This window comes from Thiomicrospira sp. WB1, assembly GCF_001507535.1.
Classification (GTDB): domain Bacteria; phylum Pseudomonadota; class Gammaproteobacteria; order Thiomicrospirales; family Thiomicrospiraceae; genus Hydrogenovibrio.
Map to the genome: position 1 here is coordinate 238,709 of NZ_LQBN01000004.1, position 19,858 is coordinate 258,566.

At 54.3% G+C, this 19,858-nt stretch carries 13 protein-coding genes; 5 read left to right on the forward strand and 8 right to left on the reverse strand.

All coding sequences use genetic code 11. The features are described 5' to 3' along the window. Nucleotides 1-18: 18 nt before the first annotated feature. The 3 genes from pta to AVO41_RS10450 all read left to right on the forward strand — a co-directional run bounded on the left by pta (nucleotide 19) and on the right by AVO41_RS10450 (nucleotide 3,556). The gene (gene pta / locus AVO41_RS10440; protein WP_068586724.1) at nucleotides 19-2,115 is read left to right on the forward strand and encodes a phosphate acetyltransferase; all 2,097 of its coding nucleotides are present in this window, start codon (nucleotides 19-21) and stop codon (nucleotides 2,113-2,115) included. Then, the gene (locus AVO41_RS10445) at nucleotides 2,112-3,266 is read left to right on the forward strand and encodes an acetate/propionate family kinase (RefSeq protein WP_068586727.1); all 1,155 of its coding nucleotides are present in this window, start codon (nucleotides 2,112-2,114) and stop codon (nucleotides 3,264-3,266) included. The genes pta and AVO41_RS10445 overlap by 4 nt, the downstream gene beginning before the upstream one ends. A gap of 62 nt (nucleotides 3,267-3,328) precedes the next feature. Further along, complete coding sequence (locus tag AVO41_RS10450) at nucleotides 3,329-3,556, forward strand: YjfB family protein (protein WP_068586730.1); 228 nt, start codon at nucleotides 3,329-3,331, stop codon at nucleotides 3,554-3,556. Nucleotides 3,557-3,683: 127 nt separating this feature from the next. Here AVO41_RS10450 and AVO41_RS10455 read toward each other — a convergent pair whose 3' ends face one another. Genes AVO41_RS10455 through hemC form a run of 4 tightly spaced genes read right to left on the reverse strand, consistent with a single transcriptional unit; the run spans nucleotide 3,684 to nucleotide 8,073 of the window. Further along, a complete protein-coding gene (locus AVO41_RS10455; RefSeq protein WP_068586735.1) occupies nucleotides 3,684-4,868 on the reverse strand; it encodes a heme biosynthesis HemY N-terminal domain-containing protein in 1,185 nt (394 codons plus the stop codon). Beyond that, nucleotides 4,869-6,293 carry a hypothetical protein gene (locus AVO41_RS10460; RefSeq protein ID WP_068586738.1) on the reverse strand — a complete coding sequence of 475 codons (1,425 nt, stop codon included), beginning with the start codon at nucleotides 6,291-6,293 and terminating at the stop codon, nucleotides 4,869-4,871. Nucleotides 6,294-6,333: 40 nt separating this feature from the next. Further along, nucleotides 6,334-7,128, reverse strand: coding sequence for a uroporphyrinogen-III synthase (locus AVO41_RS10465; RefSeq protein WP_068586741.1), 795 nt, complete (start codon nucleotides 7,126-7,128; stop codon nucleotides 6,334-6,336). Nucleotides 7,129-7,134: 6 nt separating this feature from the next. Then, the gene (gene hemC / locus AVO41_RS10470) at nucleotides 7,135-8,073 is read right to left on the reverse strand and encodes a hydroxymethylbilane synthase (RefSeq protein ID WP_068586820.1); all 939 of its coding nucleotides are present in this window, start codon (nucleotides 8,071-8,073) and stop codon (nucleotides 7,135-7,137) included. 163 nt (nucleotides 8,074-8,236) lie between these two features. Here hemC and AVO41_RS10475 point away from each other — a divergent pair, with 163 nt between their 5' ends. Further along, a complete protein-coding gene (locus AVO41_RS10475; RefSeq protein WP_068586744.1) occupies nucleotides 8,237-8,764 on the forward strand; it encodes a thioredoxin family protein in 528 nt (175 codons plus the stop codon). Between the two features lie 111 nt (nucleotides 8,765-8,875). Continuing rightward, nucleotides 8,876-10,285: an argininosuccinate lyase gene (gene argH, locus AVO41_RS10480; protein ID WP_068586747.1), complete on the forward strand. Its 1,410-nt coding sequence runs from the start codon at nucleotides 8,876-8,878 to the stop codon at nucleotides 10,283-10,285. A gap of 30 nt (nucleotides 10,286-10,315) precedes the next feature. Here argH and AVO41_RS10485 read toward each other — a convergent pair whose 3' ends face one another. The 4 genes from AVO41_RS10485 to AVO41_RS10500 all read right to left on the reverse strand — a co-directional run bounded on the left by AVO41_RS10485 (nucleotide 10,316) and on the right by AVO41_RS10500 (nucleotide 19,810). Next, nucleotides 10,316-11,707 (reverse strand): GGDEF domain-containing protein, encoded by a 1,392-nt coding sequence (locus AVO41_RS10485; RefSeq protein WP_068586750.1) that lies wholly within the window; start codon nucleotides 11,705-11,707, stop codon nucleotides 10,316-10,318. Nucleotides 11,708-11,731: 24 nt separating this feature from the next. Then, nucleotides 11,732-12,265 (reverse strand): adenine phosphoribosyltransferase, encoded by a 534-nt coding sequence (locus tag AVO41_RS10490; RefSeq protein ID WP_068586753.1) that lies wholly within the window; start codon nucleotides 12,263-12,265, stop codon nucleotides 11,732-11,734. Further along, entirely contained in the window at nucleotides 12,262-13,728 is a 1,467-nt protein-coding gene (locus tag AVO41_RS10495; RefSeq protein WP_068586756.1) for a Sel1-like repeat-containing protein kinase family protein, read from the reverse strand. The genes AVO41_RS10490 and AVO41_RS10495 overlap by 4 nt, the downstream gene beginning before the upstream one ends. Before the next feature lie 91 nt (nucleotides 13,729-13,819). Continuing rightward, on the reverse strand, nucleotides 13,820-19,810 hold the full coding sequence (locus AVO41_RS10500; protein ID WP_235584740.1) for an Ig-like domain-containing protein: 5,991 nt from the start codon (nucleotides 19,808-19,810) through the stop codon (nucleotides 13,820-13,822). Nucleotides 19,811-19,858 lie beyond the last annotated feature (48 nt).

The following is a 19,858-nucleotide window of genomic DNA, read 5'->3' on the forward strand; positions in this document are numbered from 1 at the left end:
CTAAAATTCGGGACGGTCATGCAAAGCAATCATTTGTTCATCGCGCCTCGGGAGCGCCATGCAGGCAGTCTGCTGGTCTCTCTGGGACTGATGTCTATTCTAAGGCAAAAGTTTGAAAAAATTGCGTTCTTTCGCCCGGTGGTCACGCAAACGCCGGATCCAGATGCCATGGTGATTCGGGAAGTCTTCGATTTGTCCCAACCTTTGGAAGACATGACCGGCGTCACACTGGATGAAGCCAGCCAATGGATCGGGCATGATCAGACCCACCAGCTTTACACCCAGTTGCTCAGCCAGTTGCAGGCCTTGCAGCATGACTATGATTTTGTCCTGATCCAGGGCGCGGAGATGACGCGCCACACCACCGGATTGGACCTGGACCTGAATCTGGCCCTGGCCCGTGAATTCAACAGTCCTTATGTGCCGGTGCTCAATGGGCAGGCACGCGATGCTGAGGCCATCGAAAATGAGATTGAGATGGAACGCCATGCCAGTGGCAAAGTGGCCCCGTTTGCGCTGTTTGTCAACCGGATTGACCCGTCACAGACCGACGCCTTGAATGCGCCGGAACGCCCTTTTCCCATGTTTTTCATTCCCGAGTCCGCTGAACTCAACACCCCCACCATGCTGGAGGTGGCGCAGGCACTGGAAGCCGAATGGCTGACTCCGCCCGATCAGGGCTGCGACCGCCTGGTTCAGGAACCCATTGTCGCGGCCATGACCGTGGAACACTATCTTCCCCGTGTCAATGAAGGCGATCTGGTGATTGTGCCGGGCGATCGCAGCGACATTTTACTCGGTTCGGTGATGAGCCTGTTCGCACGAAACATGCCCAACATCGCCGGCATCATGCTTACAGGCGGCTTTCGTCCCAATGCGGTGATACAGGATTTATTGCATGGCTTTCAGATTCAGGATCTGCCCATCGTCGTGGTCCCAACCGATACCTATCCGACCGCCATGCATGCCAGTCAGGTACGAGCCAGACTGCAGGCCAGAGCGCCACGCAAAATCAACCTGGCCCTGGGTCTGTTTGATCAGGCGGTGGATCGGACCTGTCTCACCGAAAAATTGCTCGCCCGCGTCAGTGATCATCGCCACAGCATTACCACGCCGGTCATGTTTGAGTATGCTCTGTTTGAGCAGGCCCGCCAGTCGCTGCAGACCATTGTCTTGCCCGAAGCCCAGGACGAGCGCATTCTCAGGGCAACAGACGTGCTGTTGCATCGCCAGGTGGTGCGCCCCATTCTGCTGGGCCAGCCCGAAGACATCCGCTATCGTGCCAGTCTGCTGGGGCTGGATTTCAGCAACGTCGAGATCATTGACCCGGCCCAAAGCCCCTGGCGCGAGGACTTCATTGACACCCTGTATCAATTACGCCAACACAAAGGCCTCAGCCGCGAAGGGGCGGCCGATGCCATCAGCCATGTCAGTGTCTTTGCCACGCTGATGGTGCAGTGCGGGCACGCCGACGGCATGGTCAGCGGCGCCACCCATACCACCGCGGACACCATTCGTCCGGCCCTGCAAATCATTAAAACCCGTCCCGATGTGTCCTTGGTGTCGAGCGTGTTTTTCATGTGTTTTCAGACGCGCGTACTGGTTTATGGCGATTGCGCGGTCAATCAAAATCCCAATGCCGAACAGCTGGCGGAAATCGCCATCAGTTCGGCCGAAACCGCGCACCGGTTTAGTATTGACCCCAAAGTGGCCTTGCTGAGCTACTCCACGGGCGATTCCGGGCATGGCTCGGAGGTGGAAAAGGTACGCGAAGCCACCCGTCTGGCCAAAACAAAACGCCCGGATCTGCTGATAGAAGGCCCGATTCAATACGATGCGGCGATTGATGCCGACGTGGCCCGTCAGAAACTGCCGGAATCCCGGGTCGCCGGCCAGGCCACCGTGTTTGTGTTCCCGGACCTCAACACCGGCAACAACACCTACAAAGCGGTGCAGCGGGCCTCCGGTGCCATTGCCATCGGTCCGGTCCTGCAGGGGTTGAACAAACCGGTCAATGACCTGTCGCGCGGTTGCAGCGTGGCCGACGTGATCAACACCGTGGCGATCACAGCGATTCAGGCTCAGTCCACCCAGGTGGAGGGCGTGCGCGCATGAACATTCTGGTGCTCAACGCCGGCAGCTCTTCACTCAAATACAGCCTATTTCAAGGCGCCGACTCCCATTTGGTCGCCCATGGCGTCATTGACCAACTCAGCGATCGGCCCGAACACGACCATGCCTGGGCCTTGCTTGAAGCCGAAGCCACGCTGGTAAGACAGGGCTGGATTACAGAGCTGGGCGACTGCGAGGCCGTGGGCCACCGTGTGGTTCATGGAGGCGAACGTTTTCAGGCCCCGGTTCGCATCACCGCAGACGTATTGGAGGCCATCCGTGCGCTGTGTGAACTGGCACCATTACATAATCCGGCCAATCTGGCCCCGATTGAGCATCTCTGGCAACGTCATCCCGAGTTGACGCAGGTAGCGGTGTTTGACACCGCGTTTCACCAGTCCTTGCCCGCCTACGCCTATCATTACGCCATCCCGCAACACTTTTACGACCAGCACCACATTCGGCGCTATGGGTTTCACGGCACTTCACACGAATACATTGCCCAGCGTGCCGCCGCGCGGATGCAGGTGCCACGCAATCAAACGCATCTGATTTCCATGCACCTGGGCAACGGGGCCAGCGTCTGCGCCATCGAGTACGGACACAGCATCGACACCAGCATGGGGTTTACCCCGCTGGAAGGGCTGATTATGGGCACCCGTAGCGGCGATCTGGACCCGGCGATTGTGCTGTACCTGATCAACCACCTGGGGTACGACCCCAAAGACCTCGACACCCTGCTTAACAAACAAAGCGGGCTCAAAGGATTGGTGAGGCACAACGACATGCGCCAACTGCTGGATCTGGCGGAAGCCGGGGATACCCAGGCCCATCTGGCGATTGAGATGTTTATTTATCGGTTGGTCAAGACGGTGGGCGGCTATGTGGCCATCATGGACAATCTGGAAGCGCTGGTGTTTACCGGTGGCATTGGCGAACATGCCGCCGAGATCCGAGCGCGTGTGATCGCACGCTTCCCGGCTCATTTCGGTTTCAAACTGGATGCGGACGCCAATCGACAGGTGAACGGTGAAACCTGCATCAGCGCCCCCGACAGCCGCTGCCAGATCTGGGTTATTCCCACCGACGAAGAATGGCAGATCGCTCAGCACACCCTGGCACTCAGCCCTCCGGAAACCGAAAAAATCACTTAAGGTCTTGGCCTGCCAGCCGTTACAGTCCAAGAGTCAAGCTGTTTGGCTTTAAAGGAGTAAAGATGGATATTTCAAACGTTTCGGCCGGAGCCATCGCCAGCCACGTCATGCGACAGGATCAGGCGAACACGCACCAACAGGTGCAGGTGTCCATGCTGAAAAAAGCCATGGACACTCAGGCTCAGGGTGCCCTGGCCTTGTTGGAGTCGGTGCCCGGAGCAAGCGGTTCAGGGAGTGCGAGTGCCTCCTTGCCTGCCAACCTGGGAAACCACATCAACACCACCGCCTGATTCGGGTTCTGCCCGTTCACAGACCGCCCCTCAAAAGGGGGGGCGGTGGTCACGCACGCCGACTGCACGTCGGCGTGTTTGTTTGCGCTGGACCACCATTTTTGACCAGGCCTGGTCAAAAACAAGCTTAATCATCCGACGGCGTCTGTTCCAATTGCAAAATCGCTTCTTTGTAGGTCAGTGCCGCCTGACTTTCCATGCCTTCCGCCTCATAACACTGCGCCAGGGCATGAAAGGTTTCAATTTCCGGTTGCAGACGCAGGCTTTCCTGCAGAAAATGACGTCCCTGGCCCCACAGCTGACTGCGACAGGCCAAACGACCCAAGGTCAGCAACAAGACCGGGTTGTCCGGATGCGCTTTCAGCCATTTTTCGGCCTGTTTCAGGCGCGTGAAGGCCGGACCCAGCTCAACCCGTCCATACTGATACACCAAACGCTCGTCCCATTGCTTGCGCAAAGCTTTTTCCAGCCATTCGGTCAGCCCGGTTTCGTCGCCCAATGCCCGTTTGCGCTCCACGTATTCCGCCAGAATCGATGGGGTCAATCGCTGTTTGCGTGACAAACTCTGCCAACGTGCTTCCAGCGCCGTCAAATCGTTTGCGTTTTGCAGTTGCCCCGCCTGCAACCGGTTTACTAACCGGGTCTGCTCGTCTTTGTCCAATGCCCGTATGCGCTGCACCTCCGGCATCAGGGTCTCCAGCAGCGTCCAAACGCGCTGATCGGCCAGCAAACGCGCGTACTCAGCCAGTACAGCCTTATGGGCCGGTTCCAGCCGGTGCAACTCTGCCAGAATCACCAGTGCGTCTTCGGCATCGGTTTTGGCCAGCAAGCGCGCCTCCACCAGGCCAATGGTGGCCAGGGCATCCGGAAACGCCTCTTTCGCCTGACGTATGTAGGCATTCTGGCGATCGATCGCGCCCTGGTTGTGCGCCATTTTGGCCGCCGCCAGATAGTGCATGACGCCATTTTCGCTGTAGTGGGCGGTGGCAATGAGGTGTTTTTCCGCCTGATGCCAATCCCCGCTTTCCTGAGCCACCAACCCCTTGGACAAGCGCTTTTCCGCTTTGGCATAGCGCTTCATCTGACGGTGGCGACGCCAGTTGCGCGGCAGATGCCAAAGCCACAACCCCAGTTGCAATAAGCCATAAAGCAAGACAAACCCGACCATCAACATCGCCAGAGCAAAGGTCAGACTGGTTTCAATCACCCAGTCAAACCAGACCAGCGATAAGGTGCCATTGTCATAAAGCGCCAGCGTGGCCAGTCCGGTCGCCAGCAGAAAACCGATCAACCATTTCAGCAAGGTCGCCATCTATTTCACCTCCGCAACGATGCTCAACGGCTGGCGGGGTTGAAATTGAACCGTGTCCAGAGGCTGAAGCAGAGGTTCAAGTGCGTCCCGCTTTTGCGGGAAATAGGTGTCGGCAAACGCGCGCATCTGCGTCAGCGATTCCGCCAGCAAAGGCGATGACTGAGTCTGCACCGCCCACCGCATGCGCTCGATCAGCAACAGGCCGCGTTGCTCAATCACATCGGCTTTGACCAGTTTGTCCACGTTGGTCAAATCCTCACTGCTTTCGCGTTTGCGCACTTCAAACAACTGGGTAAACCCTTGCAGCAACTGATCGGTCCAGGCCTGTGAGCCGGAAGCGGTGTCATTCGTTTCCGCGGGCGTTGACGCCGCGTCCGACTCGGCAGCGGTCGGCGTATGCGTTTCGGCCGCGGACTGGACCCAGTCGGTTACATCGTTAAACACCGGTGCCCATTGGTCGGTACTTTGACCCTGCACCGTTTCCAGGCGTGCCATGTCTTCACCCAGCATGCGAATCAAACGGGTTTTATCCGGCAGGTCGCTGATGGCCAAGGCCTCTTCCACCGCCAGAAGCTGGGCACGTGTCTGCGCCACATGCCCGGTAATCAACCATTGTGTATTAATGTCGGTCAGCCACTGCTGCAGCTGCGCCCGGGTTAAGGCGGCCGGCTCAGTGACGGGGGATTCGGTGCCATTGGGCGCCTGTTTTTCAGCCTCAGTCTGAGCCTTGAACGAAAACAATTCCGAAAGCTTTTCCTGCATCTGTTCCAATTGCTGTCGGACCTGATCTTCGGCCTGTTTCGCGGCCTGATCCAATTCGGACCCCGGCTTCAATTGCCCCTGCAACGATTCCAGAAACTTGTCCACTTTTTCCTGTGCCTGTTGGCGCGCCTGCTCAGCGGCCTGAGTCACGGTGGACTGCGCCTGGTCCAACTGCGTTTGCAAGCGCTCACGTAGCTTGTCCACTTCCTGTTCCAGCGCCTGCACATCGCCCTTTGACACCACCGGCTGCTGGTCGGGATCGCCCAGAGCGGCCTGCAGCTTCTGCTGTTGCTGGCTCAAGGCCTGCAACAATTCTTCTCGGGCTTGTGACTGAGAGGCTTTGAGGGATTGAGTCTCTTGCTGCAATTGCTGCACTTGGGTTTGCAGCTGGTTGATCCGCTCGATCTGGCGGTTTTGCTGCTGCGTCTGTTGCCAGTTGAAATAAGCGAGCACGCCCACCACCATCAACAAAAACAGTGCAGCGCCTTTCAGCCAACGACCGCGTGTGCCGCTCGCTGACGCCTGTGCGCCGGATTTGGCCTTGCTCGCACCCTGGGTGGCGTCCTCCGGCTTTTTGGCCTCACTCAGCTCGCCGTCCAGCACACGTTGTTCGGCTTTGGGCGTGATGGGATCATTGGTGGATGAATCGGTTGGGTCTGCCATGGTTTTGCCTCATGAAGGGTCTTAATGAATGCCTGTCGGCTCACTCTGATTGAAACTGGGTCAGGGCGTCGATGATGCCGCGCTGGCTTTGCGGACGGGCCACCCGACAAGGGCCTTGCCAGCCCGCCTGCTGCAAGCCCTGCGCAATGCGGTCGCTGAACACAATCGCCGCCTGTTGAAATAACCAGGCCTGGTCATTTTGGTTGCCAAAGCGCTGAACCAGGGTGCACAAATGCTCAAACCCCTGCCAGCTGGAAATCAGCACCACCGGGCGCCGGGCATGGGACCAGCTCTGCCAGCAGGCCTGCCACGCTTGTGCCGTCCAGTGCGCCAGCCTTCGCCGATACACCGGCCAGGCGGTGGTTGTGGCACCAGCGGACGCCAGGCCTTCGACCAGCGCCTGACGTCCGCCTTCGCCCTTGACCAGCACCACCTGCTGACCCTGCAAATTCTGCCAGTCATCCCGTGCCAGCAACGCCTCGGACACAAACTCTTCATGTGCCAGCTCCGCCGTCGGCCAGCCTTGTGCCTGCAAACTCGCTTGTGTGGCGGCCCCAATCGCAAAACACTGCGCCCCGGGTTTCATGTCCCGCTCGGGGGTCAACTCTCGCCCTGTCAGTGCCCGCCAGGCGATGGCCAGTTGCTCGACCGCATTGCGACTGACAAACACCAGCTTATCGGCTTGAGCCAGCTCGGTCACTGCCGTCTCAGGCAGAGACACGCCTTCTATCGCCATCACCGGGCACTCAACTGAATCAAACCCGGCGGCTTCCAGTGCCTGGGTCAAGGCAGGTGCCTGACCCGCCGGACGGGTGTTGAGCAGGGTCGGTGTCATGGGGGCTTATTGGTCGGCTTCAGCGTAAACCGCTTCCAGAATCTTGCCCGCCCCCTGCGCCAACAGGTCTTCGGCCACCACCACGCCCAATTTATGGGCCTGGCTTTGCGGTCCGGTGCATTCAGAGCGCAAAATGCGCGAGCCATCCAGCTCGCCCACCAGACCACGAATGCGCATCTGCTCATTGGGCAGCAACTCGGCATACACCCCGATCGGCACCTGACAGCCGCCTTCCAGACGATGGTTCATGGCCCGCTCAGCGGTGGTGCGAATTTCGGTGTCACGATGATTGAGCACTTCAATCAGCTGACGCACTTCGTTGTCTTTTTCAAAAAACTCAATGCCGAGCGTGCCTTGCGAGACCGCTGGCAGACACACATCCGGCGATATTTCTTCGGCAATGCGCTCGTTCAGTTCCAGACGCTTCAGGCCAGAGGTGGCCAGCACAATGCCATCAAATTCGCCCGCATCCAGTTTGCCCAGACGCGTGCCCACATTGCCGCGCAGATTACGCACATCCAGATCCGGGCGCTGCGCCATCAGTTGCGCTTTACGACGCAGACTGGAGGTCCCAAGGATCGCCCCTTCCGGCATGTCGGAAAATTGTTTGTACTGATTGGAGACAAAGGCATCGGTCGGATCATGCCGTTCCAGAATCGCACCCAGCGCAAACCCGTCCGGCAACACCATGGGCACGTCTTTCATCGAGTGCACGGCAATGTCGGCTTCACCCGCCAGCATCTGGTCTTCCAGTTCTTTGGTAAACAGGCCCTTGCCCCCGATCTTGGCCAAGGGCACATCCAGAATCTTGTCACCTTTGGTCGACATGGGCATCAACTCGACTTTCAGGCCGGGATGGGCCTTTTCCAGTTCGGCTTTGACAAATTCGGCCTGCCACATGGCCAGTGGGCTTTTGCGGGTTGCAATGCGCAAGGGTCGATCCATAAATTCCTTCCAATTGATGTTGTTCGCCTGACCCGGCGTTTCGATGCTTGGGCAAGCGTGAAAATAACGTGAATCATTGCTTTGATCGCCCCATTTTACTGAAAAACCCCACGTCTTTTGGATAAAATCCCAGTCATGCCATTCAAACAAGGAGCCTCCTGCGATGTTTCATTCGTCTTTTTTTCGTGCCCTGGCGCTGATCGCATTCGGCTTCGGGCTCAGTGCCTGCAACCAGGGCGCTCAAGCCCAGGCCAACACCATCCCCGAACTGCAGGATCTGCAGACGCTGGCTCAGAAAGCCGAGGCCAAAAATCTGCCGATTATGATCACCGTCGGCGCCGACTGGTGTGATTTCTGTTACGTGCTCAAAAAAAATGTGCTCGACCCGATGATGCTTGGCGGCGACTACGAAGGCAAAAAGCTCTATATGCGTTATCTGAGTCTCGAGGATGACACACCGATTCCGGGCATCGCCGGGCAGGAAATCATCAAGCGTGAATGGGCGGAGAAACACAAGGCCGATTTGACCCCCACTGTGATTTTCATTGACAGCTATGGCCGCGAAGTGGCGGACAAAATTGTCGGCATCTCGGCGCTCGAACTCTACATGGGCCTGATTCATCAACGACTCAATCAAGCCTACAGAAATCTGGGCAACCCCATGCGCGTTGAATCCATGCCCACGCCCTAATCCCCTTTTTGACCAGGCCTGGTGAAAAAGGGCCTGACCTGACAGGGCGAGTGCTTTGGCGCTATAATGAGCTGCTACATTGATTGCTACTTGAATTGACAAAGGGATGCCATGAGCGACCAGACCAATGCCCACAATCAGGCCAAACTTTCCAGCGCCCGTTTTTCCGAAGCCACCGATGCGTTTGTGGAGGCCTTCACCGCGTCCATCGGCTTCGACCAACGCCTGTACAAGCAAGACATCCAGGGATCGCTTGCGCACGCCAAAATGCTGGCCAAAGTGGGCATTCTCAACGAACAGGAGCTCACCGACATCGAGTCCGGTCTGGCGCAAGTGCAGTCCGACATCGAAGCAGGCAAAATGGAATGGTCGATTGCGCAGGAAGACATCCACATGAACATCGAGGCGCGCCTGACCGACCTGATCGGTGTGACTGGCAAAAAACTGCACACCGGGCGCTCGCGCAATGACCAGATCGCCACCGACATTCGTCTCTACCTGCGTGATGAAATCGATGACGTCATCCTGCCTGAGCTGCAGCGCCTGCGTGAAGGCTTATTGGGGCTGGCCGAGCGTGAAGCGGAGGCCATCATGCCCGGATTTACCCATTTGCAGAGCGCACAGCCGGTGACCTTCGGCCACCATATGCTCGCCTGGTATGAGATGATCACCCGAGACGTTGAACGCCTGCAGGACTGTCGCAAACGTCTCAACACCCTACCGCTGGGTTCGGCGGCGCTGGCGGGGACCACTTACCCGATTGATCGCACCCTGACCGCCGAGCTGCTTGGGTTTGAGCGCATCAGTCAGAACTCGTTGGATGGGGTCTCGGATCGGGATTTCGCGATTGAATTCACCGCCTTTGCCAGCACACTGCTGATGCACCTGTCTCGTTTTTCGGAAGAGCTGGTACTTTGGACCTCAGCGCAATTTGACTTCATTGATTTGCCGGATCGCTTCTGTACCGGCTCGTCGATCATGCCGCAAAAGAAAAACCCCGACGTGCCCGAACTGGTGCGCGGCAAAACCGGTCGCGTGTATGGCCATCTGATGAGTCTGCTGACACTGATGAAATCGCAGCCGTTGGCCTACAACAAGGACAATCAGGAAGACAAAGAGCCCTTGTTTGATACCGTGGATACGGTCGCAGGGTCATTGCGCGCCTTTGCCGACATGGTCCCGGCGATTGAGGTCAAGCGTGAAAACACTTATGAATCAGCACGCAAAGGCTTCTCCACCGCCACCGATCTAGCCGACTATCTGGTCAACAAAGGGCTGCCTTTCCGAGATGCGCACGAAGCGGTGGGGCTGGCGGTCGCGCATGGCATCGAAACCGGCCAGGATTTATCGGAAATGTCACTGGACACCTTGAAACGATTTCATGACACCATCGAATCGGATGTGTATGACGTGCTCACCCTGGAAGGGTCGGTCGCTGCCCGCAACCACTTGGGGGGTACCGCCCCGGAACAGGTCAAAGCGGCGGTTAAACGTGCCCGACAGGCAATGGCTCAGGGATAAACACACGCCGTGTTCAGCACGGCGTAGCCATCACTCTTCTGAAATCGCCGCCTGCGCTTTGGCAAACGCCACGACCTGATTGCGTCCGGCGTCTTTGGCGGTATAGAGCGCCTGATCCGCCATGTCGATCAGCCCCATTTCGTCGGCGGCCGGTTGTTCCGGATACGACACCAGCCCCACACTCACCGTCAATTGAATTTGCTGCGTGCCTTCCTTAAAAAACGCGTCCTTGACCTGGTGCCGGATGCGTTCACAGACATTCATTGCGTTGCGTGATGAAGCCCCATGCATCAGTACCATGAACTCTTCACCCCCATAACGCACCACAATGTCGCCTTCGCGCAGACAGTTTTTGATGATGGCGGCGATCATTTTAATCGCGCGATCCCCGACCAGATGGCCATAGGTGTCGTTGATGGGTTTGAAATGGTCAATGTCGATCATCGCCAGACTCAGACTGGATTGATCGCGTACCGAGCGGGTGAAGTCCTCACGCAAACGATCCATACCGAAGCGCCGATTGTAGATACCGGTCAGGCTGTCCACCGCGGCAAGCTTCTGGAACTTGGAGTGAATCATGGCGTTGTTCATTGCCAGCCCGATACTGCGGCTGAAAATTTCCAGCAACTGCTCGGTGCGCTGATCGGCCAGTTCTGCGCCGGTTGCGGCCACGAGCACGCCCAGCGTTGAGCCTTTGAATTCGATGGGTTTGATAAACACTTCCGAGGGGGTAAATTGGGTCAGCACCCCATCCAGTGCAATGCCTTGGGGCATGGACACGCGCTCTTTCTGTCCATCGCTGATGACCTTGCTCACCCGGTCATGTGAAGCCAGTGAGTCGGCTTCGAGGATGCCGTAGCTGCTGACCACTTCCAGCGCACCATTGCGAACCACCACCACGGCACCGGCTTCCACATGGGTGGAGCGTAACAGCAAATCAAGGGTTTCATCCGCCAGTTTGTCCAGTTGCAAATTCTCGCTCATCACTTGCGTGAAGCGATTGAACACGCGCTCGACTTCGTGCGCCTGCAGCAGGGACGTCAACATGCGATTGTACGCTTTGGCGGTGACCCCGATCTCATCGCGCGAATCCACGCGGATCTGACACAGGTCATCGTCACACTGCACGGAATGTTCGGAAAAGGTTTTTTTCTGCAATCCCTCGGCGATGTCCTGCATTCGGTTGGCCAGCAGCTTCAGGTGCGGCCGGATGACGGTGGAAACCAGCAGGAAACTGATCAGCCCCACAACCTGACCCGCGACCTGACAGACCAGATAAAACTCCAGCGTCAGCACCGACTCGGCTTCAAACCCGTACAGCACCAAAAACTTGGGAAACGCCAGGCCGATCAGAACGCCGACCCCTTGCATCAATAGAAATTGATCCAGAAAAATGCTGCGCGTCAATCGCGGAACTTTCATGCGCAAAACGCCTTGTTTGAAAAATCAGTCCGCAAACTGTATCAGGGAACGCACCGTTTTGCCATTGTATTGGAAGGAATTCAACGCTTTCAGATCAATCACGCACGCCATGCCCATGATTTCGTAGCCGACCTGTTCACACAGTTGCGCCGCCGCGCCCATGGAACCGCCCGTGGCAATCAGATCATCCAGCAGAATGACCTTTTTGCCATCGCCCTGTTGCATCTCAAGCTTGTCGGCGCCGTACTCAAGGCCGTATTCCACGGAGGCCGCCACATTCGGCAATTTACCGGGTTTGCGTGCCTTGATAAACCCCTTGTTGAACTTGTATGCCAGCGCAGAGGCAAAGATAAACCCGCGTGATTCCACCCCGACCAGATAATCGACCTCTTCCCATTCTGCAGGGGTAAACAGCTCAGACAGCGCGTCCATGGTTTCCACAAAATGATGTTTCAATAGCGGCGAAATGTCCTGAAACACAATGCCCGGCTTGGGAAAATCGGGAATCGCATCCAGGTATTGGGCCAGAGGATGTGCCGGGGGGTGTGAGTGACTCATACAGGCTCCTTTTCTGATTGAAGCTCAGATGATACCAGTTTTTTCAGCACCCGGCGCGCCGAGGCATGGCCGTAGGTTGCGGCCAATTGCAGCCAGCTTTTTGCCTTATTCCGATTCGGGGTCACGCCATGCCCCTGCAAATAACAGATCCCCAGCGCATACTGACTGGGCAGATGCCCACGCATGGCGGCAAACTCATACAGCTGCTCGGCTTTTGCATGATCGGCTTTCACCCGTTTGAGTGCCCCTTCGGCATTCGTGCCTTGCGCACCTTTATCCACCAACTGCCCCAAAGCAAAGGCGGCATAAGGATTGCCCTGCTGATAAGCACGCTGATACAGGTTGATCGCCTCCATAAGATCGACATCGACCCCATGCCCCTGGCTGAGCATCCGCGCCTGAGCGCATAAAGCACGGTTGTACCCCTGATTGGCCAGCGACTCATACAGGTTATAAGCCGACGCCCATTCGTGTTTGGCTTCCATTAGATTTGCTTTTTTAAACTGCGCATAGGCAAAATGCGCGTCCGCCAATTCGGTCAAAGGATCTGCCGGCAACGGCACCGCCCTGTCCCGTTGCTGCTCGCGTTTCAACTGTTTGGTTTGCTTTCTGACCGCTTTGGGCACAGGCCCGCCCTGCAACCAATCTGCCAAATCCACCAGGCCTGGTCGTTTTTGAGGGTCTTTTTGCGTCAGCCAGACGATCAACGCCCGCCAGGCTTTGTGCAGCTTTTTGAGCTTGACCGGTGAGCGGTAGGCATGCACATAAAGCTGTTCAAACACGGTTTCATCACCCTTCAGGCCGTAAATATGCTGGCCAGTCAAAGCAAAATACAGCACGCAACCCAATTGATACAGATCCCCAAACGGATCATAACGACCATTCAGTCGTTCTGGCGCTGTGTAGGTTTGCTCACCCAGCAATAACTCCGTTTCAAAGTTTTTACGGGCAACGATGGCGTGTGACCAGTTTTCCAGATAGAAACGTTTTTTTCGGCGTCTGGGCGTCTCAATGCCACAGAGTATGTTATTCGGTGTGATGCGCGCATGGACAAACCCGGTTTCATGCACCGCCTTCAATGTCGACAGCATGTTTTTTAACAAACGTTTTACCTGCTTGGGCTTAAGGGGGCCTTTGCGTGCCACACGTTGCGCCAGTGTCTCTCGCCCGACCCGCTCGAACAATTGCAGATAATGGCGTCCGACCTTGCGAATCTCATAAAACCGCGGAAAATCCGATTCAAAGCGATTCAGATACTGAAGCAAATCCTTCTCACGTTTGAGGTAGTAGGGTTGATGCAAATCCAGCATCTCCCGCACGGTCATGGGGTCGCCGGAGCGTTTCACATGAAACACCTTGGCGGTCGGATGATCATGTGCCCACTCCACCATGGACAAGTCGGGCTGTTGGAACACGCCACAGCTGGATAACAACGCCGAATGCGCCTGCGTGCTTTCGCTCATATTGGTTTCCTTCTAGCTAACGGATTCTCCAATAAAAAAGACCCCAACAAGCGAGGCTTGTGGGGTCGTAAGGCACTTTGATTGCAAAGTATTATTGATCCGTATAGTCCGTATTGTCATCACTGTTCTGATAGTCCGGAACATCGTCCGCAACGACCTGAGTGGTTACGGGCACATGAGAGCCCTTGCTAATTTGGCCATCCGCATCTTCTTCGATGGCTGCAGGCGAATCATCAGCCTCTTCTTCCGGCAGGTACTCAGACAAGTCTTCGTCAGAACGCTCATCAACAATGACTTCGCTGATGTCCAACGGATCGTCATCAGTCTCAGACGATTCTTCGGAGTCATCACTGTCAGTGTCTGTCATGACGTCAGAATCAGCCTGCTCGGAAAGCGGATCTTCTTCGTCATCCGACCAGGATTCCTCATACAGGATATCCATGTCCGATTCATCGTCAATGGTCTCCTCTGAATCATCGCCCATATCCGAAGCCGGCAGCGTGTCATCCTCAGCGTCTTCTTCGGCCTCAGGTTCTTCATCAGACTCTGTCTTAGCTTCGTCTTCCGTGGCCAGAGGTGACAAATCCGCATCTTCAACGTCCGAACCTTCATCCGTATCAGACAAGGTTGCATCACGCGCTTGTGACTCTTCTTCCACCTCATCGGATTCAGCCACGGCACCGGCAGACTGGTTGGCCATGTCCTCGGACACTTCTTCTTCCGATTCCACCGCTTCAGCCTGTTCGTCTTCGGACGCCTCATCGGTGTCTTCAACCGAGTTAAGCAACGCATCAAGCTCATCCAACGTCAGAGTAATGCCAGCTTCATTAAAGGTGATCACACCGTCATCGCCTACGGCATCAGCCGCAAACTCGGCAACCAGCTGATCGCCAGCATAGAGTTTGACGGTGTCAGTCGCATCATACTCAAACTGCCCATCAATCATCTCGCCGCTCAGGCCGGAAGAGGTTTCGTAAGACAACCCTCCGATAGTGTCGTGAGCCAGTGTTGCCGTCAAAATATCGTTGTCTGCAATATGTTCTTCAAAGTCTGTTTGGCCACCATGTTTTTCCAACATGCGCTTAACATGATCCATTGCATCCACTTCATTGACATAATTCTGACCGGCTGACTCAATGGCCGCTTTGACTTCGGCTTCCGAGGCAGTTTTCAGGTTCAGTGACACCCCTTCAAATGCCGCATGGTCCGATGCAGAAATGGAAATCCCATGATCCGGATTATCATCTTCAAGCGACTGCAGGAACACCGCCATGTTTTCTACATATTCGTCATTCAAATCCGAACGAGAAACATCGGCCAGATCTTGCAGGAAAACTTGACCTCGTGCCAGATCGTCAGCATCTGCGGTACCAATGATGACATCGCCGACCATAAAGGTAACGGCATCACCTTCACGGTAATTGAAAGACCCAGAATCGTCTGTCATACCGGTCAAGCCTGAAATTGTGGTAAACACAATACCCTCAAGTACACCGTCAATGAGCGTTCCTGTCTCAGTTTGACCTGTCACGTTATTGCTGGATCCTATTGAATTTAACTTAACGTAAAACCCGTCGTTTGATGAATTATCGTTATTGCTATTACCATCAAAAACGACATGGGTAACTCCCTCACTTAAACTATCTATATTATAGTTTCCAGAGTGAGTTATATCGCCTCTATCTACTTCCTCATAACCATTACCATCAGGCTTATAAGCTACCCATTCACCACTAATACTACCGTTATTATTGCCTATAACTTCAAAAGAAATTTCAGATACATTTTTACCTAAGTCAATTAACAAGGACTCGTTTCCTTCGATCGAAGAATCTTGTCCACCCTTGTTTTTGTTTTTATTACTGACTCCCATCCAAGTTTCACTATCAATTTCTTCTAATGAAGTTTTTGCCTGACTTGACTGGGTATTTCCGTTGCTAACCCACGAACTAAATCCGTTTCCTTCATACGCATGCGCCGTATATTCAGGGTCAGAAGATGTTTCATCATTCTGAACGTTATAGGTTGGCGTATCATTATCAGTATCGGCTAGCCCTTGTGAATCAACAGCAGTCAAATTCACCTCAGTGAGAATTTCACCCGCTTCAACAGCATCAACCCCCGCTTGAGTCAGTACCACGGTTTCACCATCAAACTCATAGTAACCATCATTATTAGTACCACTAGTGAAAGTCACCTGCCCTGCAGCTACAGTCAAGGTGCCGTCCTCCTTATCACTTGCGGTAAAGGTCGCAATAATTTGACCCACTTCGGCATCATCTACATTAAACGCAGGCACGGCACTTACGTTGATAATAGGCGCTTCATTTTGCGCTTCCGGTCCCTGATTGATCACTGGAACAGTGACCATCTCTGTTGAGTCTGACGCGGTTGCAGTTTCCTCTGTGACGGTTTCATCGGTTGAACCTGGGTTGCTCTCATTCGCCGTGGCAACAGCGGTCAACTGGAAGCTGCTTTCTTGATCACCACCAGGGACCGTCATGGTCAGATCATCATTTTGATAGGAATCACCATCCACGGTGATGGTCCATGAGCCATCATCATTTTTCTCGCCATCACTCAGTTCAGCGTCGGCTGGCACACCAGTGATCTCGATTCTCAAGCTTTCACTGCCATCTGTGTCAGCCAATGCTGCATCCAAGTCAACGGGGTACTCAAAGCCAATCACTTCATTGGTGGTGACCGGTTCAACTGTTGCCGTCGCCCCCTCTATGGTCGCGGTTTCACTGGTTTGGGTGGTCGCCGCACTGAACTCCAACGTGACCTGACCATCCGCATCCAGCGTGGCGGTAATGGTTTCCGTATGATGCTCATCAAGGTTAGCGTTGGATGGCGAGCCATAGTCATCAAAGGTATGCTCTTCACCATTGGCTTTCAGGACCCAGCGGTCATCGAACACGCCATCGCCACTGTTCCAACTGCCTTCAATATGGACCGGCATCTCGATCGTGACTTCCTGGCCGGCAAACTCGGGACCAAAATCAAAGGTCTGTGTGGACGCCTCACTGTAATCATAGTTGGGCGTACCATGGATGTTATTGTCACCGCGCTCTTCACCAAGCAACTCGGTAAACTCTTTCGTCTGCCCTTCGTGCGAAATCTCACGATACACATCAGAAGGCGTACCCAAATCAATGGAGACAGTCGGTGCATCCGCCACCGCATTGATATTCACTTGCGTGGTGTATGTGCTTTCTGACCAGTCCTGCCCGTCTGACACTTTGAACTCAAAGCTGGTGTCGTGATCCGTGTCATCATTAGCTGGCACAAATATCAGATGCCCGTTATTAATATCCGATACACTCACTTCATCACCAACGGACACATCATTACCGCTTAGCTGCAAAGAACCAACAGCCGTCGCCGGCAAGGATTCAATTCGAATACTCACCAAATCATCACCATCGGCATCACTGTAGCTACCAAAGTCATCGACACTCAATGTCAATTCCGCTGTACCTTCATCCATACTGACAAAGTCATCGGTTGATTCTGGCGCTTCGTTGTCATCAACTTTTGTCGCTTGCGGCGCGACAACGTTAATGGTGTAGGTCGTTTCCTCACTGGCTGTGAGGGTCTCTGGATCAACTTGGTTTTCCAGTGCAGATGCCAGCGTCTCTTGTGTCAGCGCTGAAATATTCAGATCCATTTGCCCCTGATAGTCACTTGGAACCTGTACTTGAAGCGCATCTAACTGCCAATCAAGCACATTGACTTCGTGATCACCATCAGTCGCTGTGAAACTATGGCTACCATCGGTTAAGGTCACACCCGCTGGGATATCGGACACTGAAATTTCGGCCATCGTTTCGGAACCGTCTTCATCCACCAGATCCGCTGAAATGACCAGCTGAACCGCTTTCCCAGATTCCGCTGTTAATTGAGAGTCACTTTCAATTGACTGTGTGAAACGAACTTCATTAATCAACCAATCGTCACCATTGCCCGGTGCAGTGAGTACAATCTGATCAAATTTTGAGCCATTATCTGGTTGCAGAGTTCGAGCTGGATCTACTTTGTCAGAAATACCCATATGCGACCCTTCACCAACATATTGGCCGTCCAGATAAAACTCATATTTCGCTTCCTCACCACTGTGCTGCCAAGCAAAACTCATATCAACGGATGAAACTTCTCCATTAAAATCTATGACCAATTTCTCACTAGACGCACCGTCATTGGATTGACCGAGTTCCGTATGCGCACCACTGGCACTACCAACAACGCCAAACCCATCATGGTTTGTGCCTGTCACAGTACTAACCGTACCTAAACTACCATCCAGGTTATAAGCCGTGACAGTAAACCCAGCCTGAGTATCCGTAACATTCGACACATCAATCGTCTGAGTCACTGTAGCTAGACCGGAAACCGATAAATCAGGGGAATCTGCCACTGGCGTCACATCCACCGTCATGGAGGAAGAGACAACGCTCCAATTAGAGCCATCTCCTACACTGAACTGAAAGCTGGCATAGTCATTTTGTTGATTTCCTACGCCATCCGCATTGTATTCGTCACGACCAGATTCATGTTCAGCAGGTTCAAAGGTCAATTTACCCGCTTGAATTTCAGATAATTCAATTTCGGTATTTACAGATACATACTGACCATCAAAAAACAGTTGGCCATCCTCTGGCAGACTGTCCACGCGAATGTTCGTCACGGAATCACCTGAACCTGCAGCAAATCCAAAATCACTGACTTTGAAAGTGTAGGCCGTGTCTTCAATGGCCGTAATGACTACATCATCCACTGCCTCTGGCAATGGTGCATACGGGACATAAACCTCCCCTTTGCCAATTAGGGTAATGGTGGCCGTCGCCACGCTGTCTTCATCATCATTAGATCCCTCACCACCGGCTGTTTCCAGCCAGTTACCATGCTCATCTTTAATGGCATAGGTAAAAGTATCCGTAGCGACTTCACCTGCATCCAAATCATCGAATGCACCGTTTGGATCATAGGCAAACGAACCATCGCTGTGAATGGTCAGCAATGCACCACTTGCTAGGGTCACCGTGTCACCTGAATTGACCTCCGTACCATTGACCCGGAAGACATTCAAAGTATCACCTTCCTGATCATGATCATTCGTAATCACACCGGCTACTGAATCAATGGACAACGTCTCATCTTCGGCAGTAGTGTAGGTCGTATTGACACTGGCTGGCCCTCTCCCTTCGAAGGAGTCAATAAAGTAATCCGAGCTATCGCCAGTTGGTTGCCCCTGGTTGGTATATTCAAGTGCTTCAAAACGCACTTCATCAAACACTTTGTCACCGGTGTTGATATCAAAAGAGCTAGACTTAAATTCACCAGAAGCAACCTCTGTACCCTTGTACAAAGCCACCCATTTACCAACCTCGCCACCACTCTCATCATCAATCAAATGTTGAACACCGACTGTCGCTTCATTTAACAGCCCGTTAAATTTCAAGCTAATAGCTTCGGATGACTGCGATTCTGCATCATACTCAATCTGCGAGGATGGCCAAGAATTCGAGTCGCGAGGACTACCCGAAACCCCTAATTCATAGTGATCATTACTTCCTTCTTCCTGACCGGAAACCCCCTGAACATTATCGGAATAAGAAATTGTACCGACAGAGCCATCGTTGTTATAACCCGTGATGGTTACCGTGCTACCCGTACTATCCTCATTATTCCAATTCGCATCACCAATATTGCCTAAAGTAACTGAATATTCCTCGCCGCTTGGGTCATCCACCGCAACCGGCTGGTCGTTGTCTGGGTTGACCGTCAGGTTCACCGTCGCCGTATCCGTGCCGCCATTGCCGTCACTGACCGTGTAGGTGAAGCTATCACTGCCGTTGTAGTCCGCATTTGGCGTGTAGCTGAAGGTGCCATCGCCATTGTCCACCAAGGTGCCGTTCGCTGGCTGGGTGAAGCTGTCGATGCTCAGCGTATCGCCATCGATATCGCTGTCGTTGCTCAGCAGGTCCGCCGCACTGATCGTGACGGCGGTGTCTTCTGTGGTGCTGGCGCTGTCATCCACCGCAACCGGCTGGTCGTTGTCTGGGTTGACCGTCAGGTTCACCGTCGCCGTATCCGTGCCGCCATTGCCGTCACTGACCGTGTAGGTGAA

Bases quoted from the DNA above. Each gene is read 5' to 3' on its own strand.
- pta (WP_068586724.1), top strand. From the start codon at position 19: ATGCAAAGCAATCATTTGTTCATCGCGCCTCGGGAGCGCCATGCAGGC.
- AVO41_RS10445 (WP_068586727.1), top strand. From the start codon at position 2,112: ATGAACATTCTGGTGCTCAACGCCGGCAGCTCTTCACTCAAATACAGC.
- AVO41_RS10450 (WP_068586730.1), top strand. From the start codon at position 3,329: ATGGATATTTCAAACGTTTCGGCCGGAGCCATCGCCAGCCACGTCATG.
- AVO41_RS10455 (WP_068586735.1), bottom strand. From the start codon at position 4,868: ATGGCGACCTTGCTGAAATGGTTGATCGGTTTTCTGCTGGCGACCGGA.
- AVO41_RS10460 (WP_068586738.1), bottom strand. From the start codon at position 6,293: ATGGCAGACCCAACCGATTCATCCACCAATGATCCCATCACGCCCAAA.
- AVO41_RS10465 (WP_068586741.1), bottom strand. From the start codon at position 7,128: ATGACACCGACCCTGCTCAACACCCGTCCGGCGGGTCAGGCACCTGCC.
- hemC (WP_068586820.1), bottom strand. From the start codon at position 8,073: ATGGATCGACCCTTGCGCATTGCAACCCGCAAAAGCCCACTGGCCATG.
- AVO41_RS10475 (WP_068586744.1), top strand. From the start codon at position 8,237: ATGTTTCATTCGTCTTTTTTTCGTGCCCTGGCGCTGATCGCATTCGGC.
- argH (WP_068586747.1), top strand. From the start codon at position 8,876: ATGAGCGACCAGACCAATGCCCACAATCAGGCCAAACTTTCCAGCGCC.
- AVO41_RS10485 (WP_068586750.1), bottom strand. From the start codon at position 11,707: ATGAAAGTTCCGCGATTGACGCGCAGCATTTTTCTGGATCAATTTCTA.
- AVO41_RS10490 (WP_068586753.1), bottom strand. From the start codon at position 12,265: ATGAGTCACTCACACCCCCCGGCACATCCTCTGGCCCAATACCTGGAT.
- AVO41_RS10495 (WP_068586756.1), bottom strand. From the start codon at position 13,728: ATGAGCGAAAGCACGCAGGCGCATTCGGCGTTGTTATCCAGCTGTGGC.